The 16,618-nt window shown below is 45.1% G+C and carries 14 protein-coding genes and 1 riboswitch; of the genes, 1 reads left to right on the top strand and 13 read right to left on the bottom strand.

The features are described 5' to 3' along the window. The 9 genes from thiM to parE all read right to left on the bottom strand — a co-directional run bounded on the left by thiM (position 1) and on the right by parE (position 9,884). Positions 1–798: a hydroxyethylthiazole kinase gene (gene thiM, locus AC27FN_RS01495; RefSeq protein ID WP_487166262.1), complete on the bottom strand. Its 798-nt coding sequence runs from the start codon at positions 796–798 to the stop codon at positions 1–3. A gap of 70 nt (positions 799–868) precedes the next feature. Further along, positions 869–970, bottom strand: a riboswitch (TPP riboswitch). 44 nt (positions 971–1,014) lie between these two features. Further along, on the bottom strand, positions 1,015–1,554 hold the full coding sequence (gene msrA, locus AC27FN_RS01490) for a peptide-methionine (S)-S-oxide reductase MsrA (protein WP_487166261.1): 540 nt from the start codon (positions 1,552–1,554) through the stop codon (positions 1,015–1,017). A 44-nt stretch (positions 1,555–1,598) separates the two neighbouring features. Next, positions 1,599–2,051, bottom strand: coding sequence for a peptide-methionine (R)-S-oxide reductase MsrB (gene msrB / locus AC27FN_RS01485; protein WP_487166260.1), 453 nt, complete (start codon positions 2,049–2,051; stop codon positions 1,599–1,601). Between the two features lie 20 nt (positions 2,052–2,071). Next, positions 2,072–2,431 (bottom strand): iron-sulfur cluster biosynthesis family protein, encoded by a 360-nt coding sequence (locus AC27FN_RS01480; RefSeq protein ID WP_487166259.1) that lies wholly within the window; start codon positions 2,429–2,431, stop codon positions 2,072–2,074. A gap of 172 nt (positions 2,432–2,603) precedes the next feature. Next, positions 2,604–2,975: an iron-sulfur cluster biosynthesis family protein gene (locus AC27FN_RS01475; protein WP_487166258.1), complete on the bottom strand. Its 372-nt coding sequence runs from the start codon at positions 2,973–2,975 to the stop codon at positions 2,604–2,606. 205 nt (positions 2,976–3,180) lie between these two features. Further along, complete coding sequence (locus AC27FN_RS01470) at positions 3,181–4,104, bottom strand: manganese-dependent inorganic pyrophosphatase (protein ID WP_487166257.1); 924 nt, start codon at positions 4,102–4,104, stop codon at positions 3,181–3,183. Beyond that, entirely contained in the window at positions 4,104–5,093 is a 990-nt protein-coding gene (locus tag AC27FN_RS01465) for a LysR family transcriptional regulator (RefSeq protein ID WP_487166256.1), read from the bottom strand. Before AC27FN_RS01465 ends, AC27FN_RS01470 begins: the two co-directional genes overlap by 1 nt. A 230-nt stretch (positions 5,094–5,323) precedes the next feature. Beyond that, on the bottom strand, positions 5,324–7,777 hold the full coding sequence (parC, locus tag AC27FN_RS01460; protein ID WP_487166255.1) for a DNA topoisomerase IV subunit A: 2,454 nt from the start codon (positions 7,775–7,777) through the stop codon (positions 5,324–5,326). A 43-nt stretch (positions 7,778–7,820) separates the two neighbouring features. Continuing rightward, the gene (parE, locus tag AC27FN_RS01455) at positions 7,821–9,884 is read right to left on the bottom strand and encodes a DNA topoisomerase IV subunit B (protein WP_487166254.1); all 2,064 of its coding nucleotides are present in this window, start codon (positions 9,882–9,884) and stop codon (positions 7,821–7,823) included. 240 nt (positions 9,885–10,124) lie between these two features. On the opposite strand from parE, the gene plsY reads away from it, so the two are divergent. Continuing rightward, positions 10,125–10,826 (top strand): glycerol-3-phosphate 1-O-acyltransferase PlsY, encoded by a 702-nt coding sequence (gene plsY / locus AC27FN_RS01450; protein ID WP_487166253.1) that lies wholly within the window; start codon positions 10,125–10,127, stop codon positions 10,824–10,826. A gap of 85 nt (positions 10,827–10,911) precedes the next feature. Here plsY and AC27FN_RS01445 read toward each other — a convergent pair whose 3' ends face one another. The 4 genes from AC27FN_RS01445 to topA all read right to left on the bottom strand — a co-directional run bounded on the left by AC27FN_RS01445 (position 10,912) and on the right by topA (position 16,509). Then, complete coding sequence (locus tag AC27FN_RS01445; RefSeq protein WP_487166252.1) at positions 10,912–11,790, bottom strand: aldose 1-epimerase family protein; 879 nt, start codon at positions 11,788–11,790, stop codon at positions 10,912–10,914. A gap of 57 nt (positions 11,791–11,847) precedes the next feature. After that, on the bottom strand, positions 11,848–12,822 hold the full coding sequence (gene xerC / locus AC27FN_RS01440; protein ID WP_487166251.1) for a tyrosine recombinase XerC: 975 nt from the start codon (positions 12,820–12,822) through the stop codon (positions 11,848–11,850). Between the two features lie 65 nt (positions 12,823–12,887). Further along, positions 12,888–14,243, bottom strand: coding sequence for an FADH(2)-oxidizing methylenetetrahydrofolate--tRNA-(uracil(54)-C(5))-methyltransferase TrmFO (trmFO, locus tag AC27FN_RS01435; RefSeq protein WP_487166250.1), 1,356 nt, complete (start codon positions 14,241–14,243; stop codon positions 12,888–12,890). Positions 14,244–14,418: 175 nt separating this feature from the next. Next, the gene (topA, locus tag AC27FN_RS01430; RefSeq protein WP_487166249.1) at positions 14,419–16,509 is read right to left on the bottom strand and encodes a type I DNA topoisomerase; all 2,091 of its coding nucleotides are present in this window, start codon (positions 16,507–16,509) and stop codon (positions 14,419–14,421) included. Positions 16,510–16,618 lie beyond the last annotated feature (109 nt).

Here is a 16,618-nt window from a genome sequence, read left to right as displayed (position 1 = left end):
TTAATTGACCTCCACCTCAAGTAAAGATTTCAAATCGGTCATGCTAACGGCAGCCAAACCATCCATTAATTTAACCGCAAAGGTTCCTGGCTGCTGATGAGTTAGTTGCGCAGTCTGTGCCACCCACTGACCCGTTGCCGCGAAAATGGCAGTGCCAGTTACTGCAGCGGTTAGCGCATCCTCACTCACCGCTAAGAAGGCCCCTAAAACGCTGCTTAACATATCACCGGAACCAACATGGGTCGCAAATAGGGGCGTCCCATTATGAACCATAAACGTCTTGCTGCCATCACTGATGAAATCTTTTTTGCCGGTCATCACCGCAATACAATTAAAACGTTTCGCCACTTCTGCTGCGACTAGCGCATGGTTTACCGTTAAATCGGTCGCGTCAATGCCGCGCGTTGTATCATCTTCGCCAGCAAGAAAGGCCATTTCCCCCGCGTTGGCCCGGATGATGGCTGGCTGAACTTGTTCAACTAAATTAGTGAAGATCTGTTGTCGTTTGGGCAATGCAACCGCGACTGGGTCAATCACAACGGGAACCTGCGCTTGATTTGCAGCCTGACCAACCGCAACCATTTGCTCAACCTGAACTTTCGTCCATGTGCCCAAGTTGAGTGTTACACCGCCTGCCAGCCCCACAAGTTCAGGCGCCTCTTCTGGTGCTTTTGACATGATTGGTGAGGCGCCAATTGCATTCACGGCATTGGCAACCTCGGCAATCGTCACCGCATTTGCAACGGTTAATACAACTGGATTAAGCCGTCGAATAGCGGCTAACAATTCTGGATTCATTTTTTCCTCCTCGGCCAATTTGGACAAGAAAAAACGCTAAAACCACGAAGGCTTCAGCGTTGTCATTCCTCAATCACACTGGCCACTTTCCTTCGCAAGTCTGAACTTACAGGTTCAAAGGGTCCGACCAAGTCGTCTCAGTCCAGCCATGTGGACACCCCTAGTGGAAACTATTTACGTCTAGAATACCGATCTTTGTGCTGACCGTCAATTAGTTTACGCCTTTGTTTGATCTTTATCAGCCCATTGTTGTTTGATGAAGGCTTCGCGCCCACCCATTTCTTCCATTTGGTAGCGCAAAGGATTCTTCTTGTAGAAATCTTGATGGTAGTCCTCTGCAGCGTAAAATGGCTGCGCAGCTTCAATTTTCGTCACGATTGGCTCGTCAAATCGCCCTGAAGCGGCCAATGCAGCTTTCGAAGCCTCAGCAATTTGCCGTTGCTCTGGACTATTCACAAAGATAACGGGTCGGTAACTATCGCCACGATCTTGAAATTGGCCCATGGCATCCGTTGGGTCGGTCTGCTGCCAATAGATGTTAACTAATTGATCGTAACTAATCACGTCTGGATCAAAGGTGATCTTAACCGCCTCGGTGTGACCAGTGGTATGACTGGCAACTTGCTCGTACGTCGGGTTAGGCACATGTCCACCTGTATACCCCGACACCACCGTTTTAATACCTGGAACCGTATCAAACGGCTTTACCATACACCAAAAACATCCACCCGCAAAAATTGCTGTCGCTTCTGCCATGTAAAGTCCTCCTCGATTTAACCTACCTAAGCTAACGCGTTTACTTACTTCTGCGTTATCTGTGGAAATAGGTCAGCATATTGCCCATATCCAGCTGCCTTCAATTGATCCGCAGGAATAAATTTAAGTGCGGCCGAATTGATGCAATAACGCAACCCACCGTCTTCGGCCGGTCCATCGGTAAAAACATGTCCTAGATGGGACTCTGCCTCACGACTCACTACTTCAGTTCGTTCCATGCCAAATGAACGATCCCGATGTTCTTTAACCGATTTGGCGTCGATTGGATGCGTGAACGACGGCCAGCCACAGCCAGCGTCATACTTATCTGTCGAAGAGAACAGCGGTTTGCCACTGACGACATCCACATAAATACCATCTGCATAAAAGGCATCGTATTGACCAGAAAATGGTCGTTCAGTATCGGCATGTTGCGTAACTGCGTAAGCTTCCTTAGATAACTTAGCCAATGCTGCTGCTTTTTGATCTGGATCCATTTAATCAGCCCCCAATTCGTTTAGACCTGTTGTGTCGTGAGATCCTTTAGTTGGACATTAGGATCCAACTGTTCATGATCGCTGGTTAGTCGCAGCGTATTAAACGTGGGGTTTAAATCCAATCGCATCTGATCGGCTAACTGAGCCTTACTATACCCTTTAACCTTAATTTCGCCAAGATTTGAATCAATCGTTTCATCATAATCAGGTATGGCTTGGTCTTGGTCAACCACCAGTAGATCAAAGGCAGTATCCAGCGAGCAAAATCCGACCGCAGAATAAGGACCTACACCATCATCATAGCTTAATAATAATTGTGTATGAGGCTTCATCAAGGGTGCTAATTTTGCTTGAGCAGCCGGTGTAATCATTAATCTCATAAAAGTAGCCTCCTGATCTGTAAATTAAATTCCTTACTACAAGTAAGTATTATCACCCATCTGACCAGATAAGCAAGGGATGTGCTCAGTGCCCCATCGAACTCGTCTAGACTAAAATGATCCTATCTCCCGTTAGGATCATTTTACAAGCAGCTTTATCGAAAGGTTGTGCTCATTTGGCTGCGCTATCGTCAACAATCACAGCCACATTATCATCAATCTGTTCACCCTCGTCAGACAGCTTAATCGCGTGCATTAAGCTGTTAAACGAAGCGTGTAGTTCATGACCCAAGAAACGACCAGAATAGCCCTTGTACCGAACTGGACCAAGGTTAGATGGCAACGTTTCTTCATAATCGCTAACGTCGGCATCTTGGCCAACAATAACGAGCTGAAATGAGACTTGCAAAGCGACTAGGCCATGATGCGAATACGGACCGACCCCGTCGTCATAGCTTAATAACAGTTGATTGCCATCCTTTAACAACGGTTGCAACTGGGCCTTGACTTCATCATCAAATGATAATTCATGTTGTGCTGCCATTGTGACTACCTCCGAAAAATGATTTTAATGATCAACGCTACGAATTAATTATGGCGCGACCGTCACGCGGATACAATCTTTTAAGCTTATTCATTGAGCCTTTAAAAACCAGTCGCGAAGCAAAAACGCGGGAACCAAATCAACCAGTTCCGCTCACAGACGAACTTGCCAATTTAGATCCCGCGCAATCGATTCAAATCAAATTTTAGAAGGCATCTTGCAGTGGTGGTACCACTTGCTTCTTACGTGAAACTACCCCTGGCAAATCAGCGGTATGATTCGTAAGTGTCGTATTGAAGGCCTTCTCAACCGCCGCCGTTGGTTCACCCCAAACGAGCAGGCGAGAATTACTATCCAAAATATTCGTAACGAGCACTAAGAATAGATCATAACCGTTAGCTTGGGCTTCAGTAGCCATGGCCGCCTCAAGTTTAGCTTGGCGAGCAAAAACTTCATCCAAGTCAACCGTGTTGATTTGGTCAATGCGCACCGTCTTGCCGCCCATCTCAAATGATTTTGCGTCCTGCTGAACTAATTCAGCTTCCGTCTTAGCACTTAAATTGGTACCAGCCTTTAATTCTTCGAGGCCGTACGTTTGGTAGTCAATGTCAGCAATCTCGGCTAGTGCAATCACAGCCGCCTTATCGTCATCAGTGGTTGTCGGTGATTTTAATAACAACGTATCTGAGATAATGGCTGATAACATCAAACCAGCCAGCTGAGCTGGGATTTCAATCTTATTTTCGTCAAACAGCTTCGTTAAGATGGTACTTGTACATCCAACCGGTTCCGCCCGATAGTATAAAGGCGATGCCGTTTCAAAATTGGCAATTCGGTGATGGTCGACCACGTGCGTAACGGTGACATCATCGATATCGGCAACGCTTTGTTGATGTTCATTATGATCAACCAACATCACTGCACTAACTTCTGATCCGGCCTTTTCAATCACGCGTGGGGCTGGTTCATCAAAATAATTTAACACAAACTGTGTTTCTTCATTTGGTTCACCTAGGGCAACTGCCTCTGTATCAAAGCCGAGTTGATTTTGCAAATACGAAAATGCCTTCGCCGCAACGATAGCGTCCGTATCTGGGCTTTGGTGTCCAAAAACAAGTTCTTTTGCCATTAGTCTTTTGCTCCTTCACTATTACGATATTTTTCATCATGAATGTGAGTTAGCCGGGTAGTGTAGTCTTGTTCAGCTAAATATTGGTCAAAAGCATTGAGCACACGACCTACCCGCGGAATCTCATCTTTATCTTTACGGAAAACGAACGCTAAGTCAAATTTAATTCCTGGTTCAAATTGAGCTGAATACATGTTATCTTGCGCTCCTTTAGCCAAAATGTAGCTATTTGGCAAGGCTGTGAATGCGCCCGTAGCTGAAGAAAATTCATAAATTTGATCAGGCGTCGTGAACCGGGCAACTGAGTTTGGCGTGTCCACCATCGCATTTTTATAATTTTCACGGATAACTTGATCCAAGTAGTATTCACGCGGATAGGTCACCCAAACATTATTTAAGGTGTCCTTTAAGCGAATCTTTTTACGACCAGCAAATTTCTCATTATGATGAATGAACAATAAGTCTTCGGTAATGATCTTCTTAGACCGATACGGTTTCCAATTCTTAATGCTATCGTCAGGCAGATACATAATCGCTAAATCAATCCGGTTATTCTCCAAGCGATCCCAAATTTCCTTACGCGTTAACATGTGAAAACTGATCGTCACATCTGGATTTTCTTTATAATACTGAATTGCAAAGTCCTCAAAAACAGAATATTCAATCGAGGCGAGCAGCCCGACATTGATCTCGCCAGAGTCGGCCGAGGTCGATTGTTGGATTTCATCCGTGGCTTGATTTAACACCTCGTAAATCTCATGAGTCGCATTCAACATAGTCCGACCGGCTTCAGATAAGCGAAGCTTTTTACCCACGGAGTAAAATAATGGTGCGCCAACCGTCCGTTCTAATTTTTTGATTTGTTGAGTTAATGCTGGCTGGGTTATTCCCAGTATTTGGGCCGCTTGCGTGTAGTTCATTGTATCAGCAAGCTGTAAAAAGTAGGTTAATGTTTTCGAAGAGAAAATTGTCTCCTGCTTACTTTTCATCTTATGGCCACCTTTCTTCGTATTCACTTCATGTATAAATTATATCTTTTCAATACGATAATTGTACGCAGCAATCCCCGCTCCACGCAAGGATTAAATCTTAAACGCAATTATTTTTTAATAACCGAAACCTAATTTTTCTAATCGACCTACCATACAACGATCTGATTTGACTGAAAGGAAAAAGAGTAAGTCCCCGTTTTTGGCGACTTACTCAAAGTTAAGGCATTTTAACTGAGCATCAAAGCCAGCACTTTCATTCGAATGGCAACCGGCAGTCCCTCTGTGTCGACGTCAATTACAAAAGATCCATTTGAATATCTAGCATTCAGTGCATGATCCATGGGCAATATATCATGCCGTATGTCGTGGCTTGTAATAATTTCGACTGGCTGCTGGCTCTTGGCAGGAAAACTCACGAAATCAACGATCTCATGTGGTTCTGCCTTCAAGTCGCGCAAGCACAAGACACCCTTGCGCGCCCGGCTGGTCACAGGAACTTCACTAACAGCCATCTTCTTTAGTGCCCCACGTTGCGTTACCACCATAACTTCATCCGTTTCTGACACTAATTGCAGATTCGTCACAATGTCGCCGTCGCGCAGATCCATCGACTTAGCGCCGCTGGTTCTGGCCCCATTAGTCGGGACCTCGGCTAAGTCATAACGTAAGCCAAGTCCGTGCTGCGACATGAGCATCACCGTAAGCGGCGCCTCCTGGTCCACAAATTGAATGTTGACAACATAATCGGTAGCCGACTTAAACTTTTCATAGACTTGCGCATGTTTACGATAAGTTCGTCCTGGTAATAAATCAGCCAAGGCGGTTTGCTTAATCAATCCCATCTTCGTAGCAATCACAAAACGCCCAGTGGTATCGAGACTGTTAAAGGTGAAGGCTGCGATCAGTGATTCGTCATCAGCTAACCCAATCGATTGAGAAATATGTTCACCCGTATCTTTCCACCGTGCATCAGCCACTTCATGCACAGGTCGGTAAATCAGATTGCCACGATTGGTAAACATGTACAGATGATCTAGCGTCGACACTTTCCGCAATAAGATTGGATAATCTTCTTCCTTTAGCCCGTTATCATCAGTGGATGAAGCTTGGTATGAACGAACTGAACTGCGCTTAATGTAGCCATCGTGAGAAACCATCAAGACGACTTCTTCATCGGCTACCGTGACAGTACGATCAACCTTTAGCTCCTCAATTTCGGCTTCAATTTTAGTTAGTCGCGGTGTCGCAAAGGCCTTTTTAATTGCTTGCATTTGCGCACGCACGACTTGGCGAAGTGAGGCATCATTGGCCAAAATATCCGATAAACGCGTAATTTCTTTTGTCAGTTGATCGTGTTCCTTTTGTAACTCAGTCACGTCAGTATTCGTCAACCGATATAATTGCAGTGTCACAATTGCCTCAGCCTGTGCTTCCGTGAAGTCATACTGTTTGACCAAGTTTTGTTTAGCGTCTTTACGATTTTGGCTCGCTCTAATCGTTGCAATTACCTGATCCAAAATGGATAAGGCCTTGATTAATCCTTCAACAATATGCTGTCGTTGCTGCGCCTTGTCTAAATCAAATCGCGTTCGTTTGGTAATGATTTCACGTTGAAAATCAATATAGGCTTGCAATGCGGTCTTTAAACCGATTCGCTCTGGCCGCATATTGTGAATGGCCACCATATTGAAGTTATAGGTGATTTGTAAATCGGTGTTTTTCAATAAATAATTCAAAATACCTTGGGCGTCAGCGTCTGCCTTTAGCTCTACCATGATCGTCAAGCCCGATCGATCTGACTCGTCACGTACTTCGACGATGCCTTCGACTTTTTTAGCGATCCTGATCTCGTCCATTTTTTTAACCAGCAACGCTTTGTTTACTTCATACGGAATTTCCGTAATTTCGATGGCCTGTTTGCCACCTTTAAGTGATTTAATCGACGTTTGTGAACGGAGCACGACCCGTCCCGCCCCGGTTTCATACGCTTTTTTAAGACCAGAAAGACCCTGCAAAATCCCACCAGTGGGGTAATCAGGCCCCTTAACGTATGTCATTAATGCAGCGGTATCCGCGTTGGGATGGGCTAATAAATACACGAGTGCATCAATTAACTCGCCTAGATTATGCGGTGGGATTTCTGTTGCATAACCGGCCGAAATACCGCTGGCCCCATTCACAAGTAAATTGGGAAAACGCGCTGGTAAAACAGTTGGCTCCTGCTCGGTATCATCGAAGTTTGGCACGAAGTCAACCGTATTTTTATCGATATCCTGTAACATCATATTGGAAATCTTGCTTAACCGGGCTTCGGTATATCGCATCGCAGCCGGTGGATCAGCATCAATGGAACCATTATTTCCGTGCATCTCAACCAACGGATCACGTAACTTCCAGTCCTGACTCATCCGCACCATCGCCTCATAGATCGACGAATCGCCATGTGGATGATAATTCCCCATCACATTCCCAACGGATTTCGCCGACTTACGAAACCCCTTGTCATACGTATTGCCGTCTTTATTCATGGCATACAAAATCCGGCGTTGAACCGGTTTTAGACCATCACGAATGTCTGGCAATGCCCGATCCTGAATGATCGATTTGGAATAACGACCAAACCGTTCACCCATGACGTCTTCAAGTGTTAATTCTTGAATATTTTGTGTTTGCTCTGCCACAGATGCAGCTCCTCTCTAACTTTAGTCACGACTCATCACTTACTTAGCTTTCATCTTCTTGATCCCAAATCGTAATGGTTGGTCCGGCTGACTTTGTCTCTGACGTTGCATCAGCTGGTTGGGGATCAGTGTCAGGCGCCTGATGAGCTGAACTAACGGCCGTATTATCTAAAATGGACCCTTCTTCTTCTAAATTAAAGGCCACGTTTTCTTCAATCCACTTCCGTCGTGGTTCAACTTTATCGCCCATTAACGTTGTCACCCGTCGCTCAGCTAAAGCAGCGTCGTCAATTCGAACCCGAATCAATGTGCGCGTCGTCGGATCCATCGTGGTTTCCCATAACTGATCGGCGTTCATTTCACCAAGCCCTTTAAAACGTTGTAAGGAATAACCGCGTCCAATCTGTTTTTCCTTCTGACCTAATTCAGCGTCAGTCCAAGCGTATTCAATTTGCGTCTTAGCACCGCTACCTCGTTGTAATTTATATAAGGGCGGTAACGCAATATAGACGCGTCCAGCATCAATCATTGGACGCATATATTTATAGAAAAAGGTTAAGAGCAAAATTTGAATATGAGCGCCATCATCATCGGCATCAGTCATGATAATGATCTTGTCGTAATTGGCATCCTTTAAGTTAAAGTCAGCTCCGACACCGGCTCCAATTGTGTAGATCATCGTGTTAATTTCTTCATTTTTGACGATGTCTTGCAACTTGGCTTTTTCCGTATTGAGCACTTTACCACGTAACGGTAAAATAGCTTGAAATTTGCGATCCCGCCCTTGTTTTGCAGAGCCACCAGCTGAATCACCTTCGACTAAGAACAATTCATTTTTCGCTGCATTCTTAGACTGAGCCGGCGTTAGTTTCCCAGATAAGAGGCGTTCTTGTCGGCCCTTCTTTTTACCATTACGACTCTCGTCTCGTGCTTTTCGAGCGGCTTCTCTGGCCTGACGAGCCTGCAAAGACTTGCGAATTAGCATCTGCGCAAATTCGCCGTTTTCCATTAAATAAAAACCTAATTGTTCGTTAACCACGTTATCAACAATGGTTCGCGCCTCATTAGTTCCCAGCTTGTCCTTAGTTTGACCTTCAAATTCCAAAATAGACTCTGGAATCCGCAATGAAATAACCACGGATAGCCCCTCACGAACATCGGAACCCTCAAGATTTTTATCTTTTTCTTTCAATAAACCTACTTTACGGGCATATTCATTGAACGCTTTGGTCCAAGCAGCCCGCAGGCCAGCTTCATGCGTCCCACCACCAGGCGTACGCACATTATTAACGAACGATAACATCGTTTCTGAATAACCATCGTTATATTGCGCCGCAACTTCCACTTCAACGCCTTCCCGGCTACCATCAAAGTACATCACATCGCCTAACGTATCTTTGTCTTCGTTTAAATAGGCGACAAACTCTTTAATGCCTTCAGGATAATGAAATTCTTCCGTCCGCTCTTGTTCAGCGCGTTCATCAGTTAACGTAATCTTCACATTGGTGAGTAAAAACGCAGACTCGCGTAAGCGTTCCTCAAGTGTGCTGAAATTGTAAACAGTCGTCGTGAAGACGCTCGGATCCGGTTTAAAAGAAACAGTGGTTCCGTTAGACTCCTTGGTCTTTCCCAGCTTAACTAATGTACCAACTGGTTGTCCCCCGTTCTTAAAGTCCTCTTGATACTTGACGCCATCTTTGACGATGGTCACCGTTAACCATTCTGATAGTGCATTAACAACCGACGAACCAACCCCGTGCAAACCACCAGAGGTTTTATAACTGCTGTTGTTAAATTTGCCACCTGCATGTAATACAGTAAAGATAACTTCCGGGGTGGGAATACCAGACTCATGCATCCCGACTGGCATTCCGCGACCGTGATCCTTAACGGTAATGGCATTGTCTGGATGAATGGTGACATTGATTTCTTGACCAAAGCCGGCTAAGGCCTCGTCAACGGCGTTATCAACAATTTCATAAACTAAGTGATGAAGGCCACGAGCATCGGTAGAACCAATGTACATCCCGGGGCGTTTACGGACTGCTTCAAGACCGTGTAAAATTTGAATGCTTGTTGCGTCGTACTGTTCGGCTGAAGAAGCCATATTGGTAACATCCTCTCTTAAAAAAACAGTTGTTAATTAATTGATGCAGTTAAGCTATGCCTGTGAAAGGCTATCTAAACTAAAATACCATAGAACTGGCCGACTGACATGGGTAATTTTAACCCAGGTCGCGCATTTAGAATTGATAGTGCACCATTATTCACTTACCAGTCAAGCTGGTCACTCATGGCGGTTCATGCTAAAATGTAAGCCATTCAGTTCGAGCGAAGGAAGATAATCATGGTAAAACTACTCATTATGCTAATCGTTGCCTACCTCCTTGGTGCAATACCTTCAGGAATGTGGGTCGGCAAACTTTTTTTCCATAAAGATATTCGTCAAGAAGGTTCTGGCAACATTGGGACGACTAACACTTATCGCGTACTAGGAAGAACCGCCGGAACGACTGTCATGGCATTAGATATTTTGAAAGGTGCCCTTGCTTCAGGTCAAGTCGCCCTCTTTGGTGCACCAATGATTCATGGTTGGGCCGTCAATGGTTTGCTCATTGGACTAGCGGCTATTCTAGGTAACACTTATTCGATCTTTGATGGCTTTAAAGGTGGCAAGGCGGTGGCGACGAGTGCTGGTATTTTAGCCGGTTATAATTTTCCCTTTTTCTTATTTGCCAGTGCCGTCTTCGCCAGTTTGGTCTACCTTTCAAGCATGGTTTCTGTGGCATCAATGGGCGCGATGACTATTATCACATTTACGTCACTATTGTTGCATGATGGCATTTTGACCACCGTTGCTTTCGTTTTGACCCTGTTTATCTTTTATCGCCATCGCGCTAACATCGACCGAATTATGGCCGGCACGGAAAATCTTGTTCCCTTTGGTAGTTACTACCGCTATCGGCAAAAACACCCGCAAAAAGCTACCGATTCAGACGATCACGCGACACCCACTGACCAGACACCGACCTCGGCCAACAAAAAATAAATTGCCACCTTTGACGACAGGTAAAGACGTTTACTAGCAGTTTTAAAACCGTTAGTAAACGTCTTTTTATATCGATAAATTTAATTTAGAAAAATTCAAGACTAAAGTCAGCGTTAAACATTGATTGCGGAACTAATTGATGAATACCGAACTTGTGCTCCAGTTGACCATCACTCTTCACTGCATCAGCGATTCCCCACCATGGTTCGATGCAAACAAATGACGCTTTCTGCGGAAATGGCGACCAAATGCCCACATAGTCTGCATTCTGCAGTGTCATGGCAACGCCACGTTCGTTTAAATTTGAGGTCAACGTTAGTGTCGTTTCCTGCTGGCCTAAGTCTAGGATCTTGGCGTCCTGCTCAAATAAGTTGTGATTCAACTGTAAGGGCCGTTCCAAATTGATGGTAGTCGGATTTTCAACATCGCTAAACGGACCAGCTAAGGTCAAGGAAGGATAGACTTGCGCTGGCGTAGCTGAAATTGTGTAATCCTTAAAGGTTCCAGCCGTAGTCCCCATTGGAATATTGAAACCTGGATGCCCACCAATGGAGAAGAACAACGGCTCGTGACCAGGGTTCACAACGCGATATTCAACGCTCACTTGGCGTTCGAGCAAACTGTACATCACATCCAATTGGAAGGAAAACGGATATTGCGCGCGCGTGTCGTCATTATCTTTCAACGTAAACGTGACACTTGTTTGGCTTTGACTCGTCACCAAAAAATTCTGATCGCGAGCAAAGCCATGTTGGGTCATATGATACGTGTGATCATTAAATTGATATTGATCGTCATGAAGTCGACCCACAATTGGAAACAATACGGGTGCATGACGACCCCAAAACAACGGATCTGCCTGCCACATATATTCTGTATTTGACTCAATATCACGGACACTGGTCAATTCCGCACCCAGTTCATTAATCGTGACGCGTAACGCCCCGTTTGTTAACGTAATCATGTTCTAACCTCCAATTTTGAATCAAGCAGGCTCATTTTCAAGCGTGAAATAATCGCGTCATTGCTTAGGCTCGTTGGGGCCACCTTGACCATGGTCGACGGCGCGTGGGAAAAAGTTCCGATAATTTTCCTGAAGCTTCGCCTGACTGACGTGGGTGTAGATTTGAGTTGTGGACAAGCTAGAATGTCCCAGCAATTCCTGAACCGTCCGCAAATCCGCACCACCATTTAACATTTGGGTCGCAAATGAGTGCCGCAACATATGGGGATGAAGTGATCCCGGTAAGTGACTTCGCTGCATAACCTGTTTAAGGATATACTCAATTCCGCCCGCAGTTAAGGGATCACCCAGCCGATTAATGAAGACTTGGTCATGCTGTCGATGGTATTTGGTCATGAGTGGTGTACGACATTGTCGCTCATAGTCAGTTAAAGCTGTCGCTGCAAAATGTCCAAAGGGCACATAACGTTCTTTGTCGCCTTTCCCCCGAACTAAGACCATTAAATTTGTCCGATCCAACTGCGCGTACGTTAACTCAGCACATTCAGACACCCGCATTCCCGTCGCGTAGAGCATCTCAAGCAGTGCCCGATCGCGGAATTGTAATGGCCTAGTGCCATCGCCACTAGCTGTCTTCAACAATGTTGTGATCTCATCATCGTACAAATATTCTGGCAGGGCTTCCGGTTGTTGTTTTAAGTTGATATAAACAAACGGATTGTCATGCACTAAATCGTTCTTAACGAGGAAATTAAAAAAAGAACGCAATGAGGACAACTTGCGCGCTGTTGTCCGTCGAGCATCTTGTTGATCGTATAACTCACTTAAGTATACACGAATATCCAAGTGATCCAAGGCGTTCATGGCTGCTTGAGTCGGCTGCTCACCAGTTGACTGTAAAAAATCAAAGAATTCATCAATATCTCGTTGATAAGCGGCAATTGTATTACTGGCGTATCGCCGCTCCACACGTAGATACTCCAAAAAGAGATCTCGCCAACTAGTTGCTGACGAGCGTTGTTTTTCATTCATGATAAAACCCTCGCTAGTTGCTACGTTAGCAAATTAGCGAGGGCTTGACAAGCAATGAATCAGTCTTAATTAAGCAGCTTTTCCGCAGCGTCGCCAGTCTTAGTAGTCATACCAATCGCTGGTAAAAAGTCATCAAGCACCGATAAGGCCCGCTGGGCAACTGCTGTGTTACGTTCATGTTTGTCACGAATTCGTTGTGGCAGGCTCGGGACGATCCCAAAGTTCGCATTCATTGGTTGGAATCGATCAGCGTCGGCTGAAGTAATATAATGCGCCATTGCACCAATCATGGTTGTCTCCGGAAAAATGACCGGCTGTTGACCTAGCGCTAGTCGACCGGCATTAATCCCAGCAACGATCCCAGAAGCGGCACTTTCAATATACCCTTCCACGCCGGTCATCTGACCCGCAAAGAACAAATTCGCTCTTTGCTGAGTCTGATAGGTTGCCTGTAATAACTTTGGTGATTTCAAGAAAGAATTGCGGTGCATGACACCATAGCGAACAAATGTCGCTTGCTCTAAACCAGGAATGAGCCGAAAGACACGCTTTTGCTCGCCCCATTTCAGATGGGTCTGAAACCCAACGATGTTGTACAAATTTCCCGCTGCGTTATCCTGACGCAATTGAACCACGGCGAATGGCCGCTTGCCCGTTCGAGGATCCTCTAAGCCAACCGGCTTCAGCGGTCCATAAAGTAACGTTTGTCGACCACGTTTAGCCATCACTTCAACGGGCATACAGCCTTCGAAGACATCATTATCCTCAAAGTCGTGAACTTCCGCTGTCTCGGCGTGAATAAGGGCGTCATAAAACGCGTTGTACTGGTCTTCATCCATTGGTGCATTCAAATAAGAAGCTTCACCTTTATCATAACGAGATTTCAGATAAACCGTGTTTAAATCAAGTGACGCTTTATTTAAAATGGGCGCTGCTGCGTCAAAGAAATGTAAGTCGTCCTCACCAGTAAAATCTGTAATCGCTTGCGCTAAAGGTCCATCAGTCAATGGTCCAGTGGCAACTACCGTGATACCGGCTGGAATTTCCGTGACCTCACCACTAATAACCGTGACGTTAGGTAAGGCTTTGACTTCGGCAGTGATCTGTTCGGCAAAGGGTTTACGATCAACAGCCAACGCTCCGCCGGCTGGCACAGCATTGGCATCTGCAGACCGCAAAACAACAGAATCCAAATGGCGCATTTCTTCTTTTAATAAACCTGCCGCATTACTGATCTGATTGGCCCGTAAAGAATTTGTACAAACTAACTCGGCAAAATTACCGGTTTCGTGCGCTGGGGTTAACTTAGTCGGGCGCATCTCGTACAAGCGTACCGGCACACCCATTTTTGCAAGGTGATAGGCTGCTTCACTGCCGGCTAACCCGGCCCCAATTACGTTCACAGTGGGCGTCGATTCCATGCTGAAAACCTCTTTCTCATATATTCGTCGTTTTAAACAGTTTAAATAGCTATACTCCGTATTGTAGGCTACTTTGTTAAACGTGTCACCTAAACATTAAGTGTCTACGCACTCAAAAAGCAGCCGGTCACCTTTGACGACCAGCTGCTTGATTAAGCAGTATATTCGATTAAGCCTATTTTTGAACAGCTTCTTCGTAATCGCCATTTGGACAAACAACTTGTTTGCCACCCTTGACCTTCTTTTCAACCAGAAAATGACCATCTTTAGGACAATCACGGCCGATCGGTTTATCCCACGAGACAAAATCACAGTCTGGGAACCGTGAGCAACCATAGAAAACCCGATTACGTTTGGATTTGCGCTCAATGATCTGCCCTTCATGGCACTTGGGACAAATGACGCCAATTTCTTTAACAATTGCTTTCGTGTTCCGACAATCTGGGAACCGTGAACAAGCAAAGAATTTGCCATAACGGCCCATCTTAACCACCATCGGTGCCCCACAAATATCACAATCAAAACCAGCTGGTTCATCCTTGATTTTGATTTTCTCCATGTTGGCTTCGGCTTTTTGAACTTCCGTTGAAAATGGCTTAAAAAACGAATCGACCACTTTGACCCATTCTTCTGACCCCTTTTCAATTCCGTCCAAACGTTTTTCCAAGCCGGCTGTGAACTCAACATTTTCAATATCCGGGAAGAAATCAACAATAACGTTGTTAACAATCTCGCCAAGTTCCGTGGGGACAAACCGTCGCGCATCCAACTTAACATAATTGCGACGTTGAATGGTATCCAACGTCGGAGCGTACGTCGACGGTCGGCCAACCCCATTTTCTTCCAGCGCATGAATGAGATTAGCTTCGGAATAACGTGCCGGTGGTTGAGTAAAATGTTGTTGCGGATCATTCTTAGTCATCTTGACCGTATCACCAACCTCTAGGTCAGGTAGAACATTGTCTTTATCAGCCGCCTGCTTGTAAACTTTCGCGAACCCAGCAAACTTGACTTTTGAACCGTTGGCCCGGAATTGAACATCATTTTGGTCAATGGTCACGGTCATCGTGTCTGATACTTCTGCCGTCATCTGCGAAGCCACAAATCGATTCCAAATTAACTGATATAAGCGAAATTGATCATTAGTTAAATATTGCTTCATCTCAGCGGGCGTCCGATAAACACTAGTCGGACGAACCGCTTCGTGGGCATCCTGAGCCCCTTCAGGTAACTTGCCTTTAACCGGCTTGACCGCCGCATATTCGCCACCAAACTTTTCGTGAATATATTGTGAAGCCTCTTGCTTGGCCACGTGAGCAATTCGTGTGGAATCCGTCCGCATATAGGTGATTAAGCCAACGCTACCGCCTTTGCCAAGGTTAATGCCTTCATACAATTGTTGGGCAGCCATCATTGTCTTACGCGTACGATAGTTTAATTGGCGGTTGGCAGCTTGCTGCATCGTAGATGTCGTAAATGGTGGCTGGGGCATGCGCCGCCGTTCTTTACGAGTCACATCCGTTATGTTAAACAAGGCTTTTTGATCAAGTTGTTTTAGAACAGCCTGCACAGCCGCATTGTCTTTTAAATCAGCCTTTTTACCATGAGTTCCAAAAAAGCTAGCCGCAAATTTTGCCCGACCCTTTGCAAATTCGGAATCAATTGACCAGTATTCCACTGGCTTAAAAGCCTTAATTTCTTCCTCACGTTTAATGATCAACGCTAAGGCGACACTTTGAACTCGGCCAGCGGATAATCCCTTTTTAACTTTTTTCCACAGAATTGGGGAAATGGAATAACCAACTAGCCGATCTAACACTCGGCGCGCTTGCTGAGCATCAACTAAATCCATGTCGATATCTCGTGGCTCTTTAAACGCATTTTTCACAGTATCTTTTGTGATTTCGTTAAAAACCACGCGGTTCTTTTCCTTTGGATCTAGATTTAGCAGATGTGATAAGTGCCAGGCAATGGCTTCCCCTTCACGATCCGGGTCAGAAGCCAGGTAGACGCGTTTAGCATTTTTTGCATCTTTACGTAATTCCTTGATTGTATCGCCTTTACCACGAATAGAAATATAATGTGGTTCATAATCATGATCGACATCGACACCCATCTGAGATTTCGGCAAATCACGAATGTGTCCCTTGCTGGCAACTACTTTGTAGTTCCGACCAAGATACTTTTCAATCGTCTTTGCTTTGGATGGAGATTCGACGATGACCAAATTTTTTTTAACTTTTGATTTGGTTTTAGACGTCGCCATTAGGCCACTCCTTTTAAAAATTCATTTATGAAACATGTCTGCTTGCTCAGTCTATTTGACGTGCTTTTGCAGTCAAATCTAAATCACCATACGTCACCGACCTAACTTC

The organism is Furfurilactobacillus sp. W61-4, from assembly GCF_057545565.1.
This window is presented reverse-complemented; position numbering and strand designations above follow the sequence as displayed.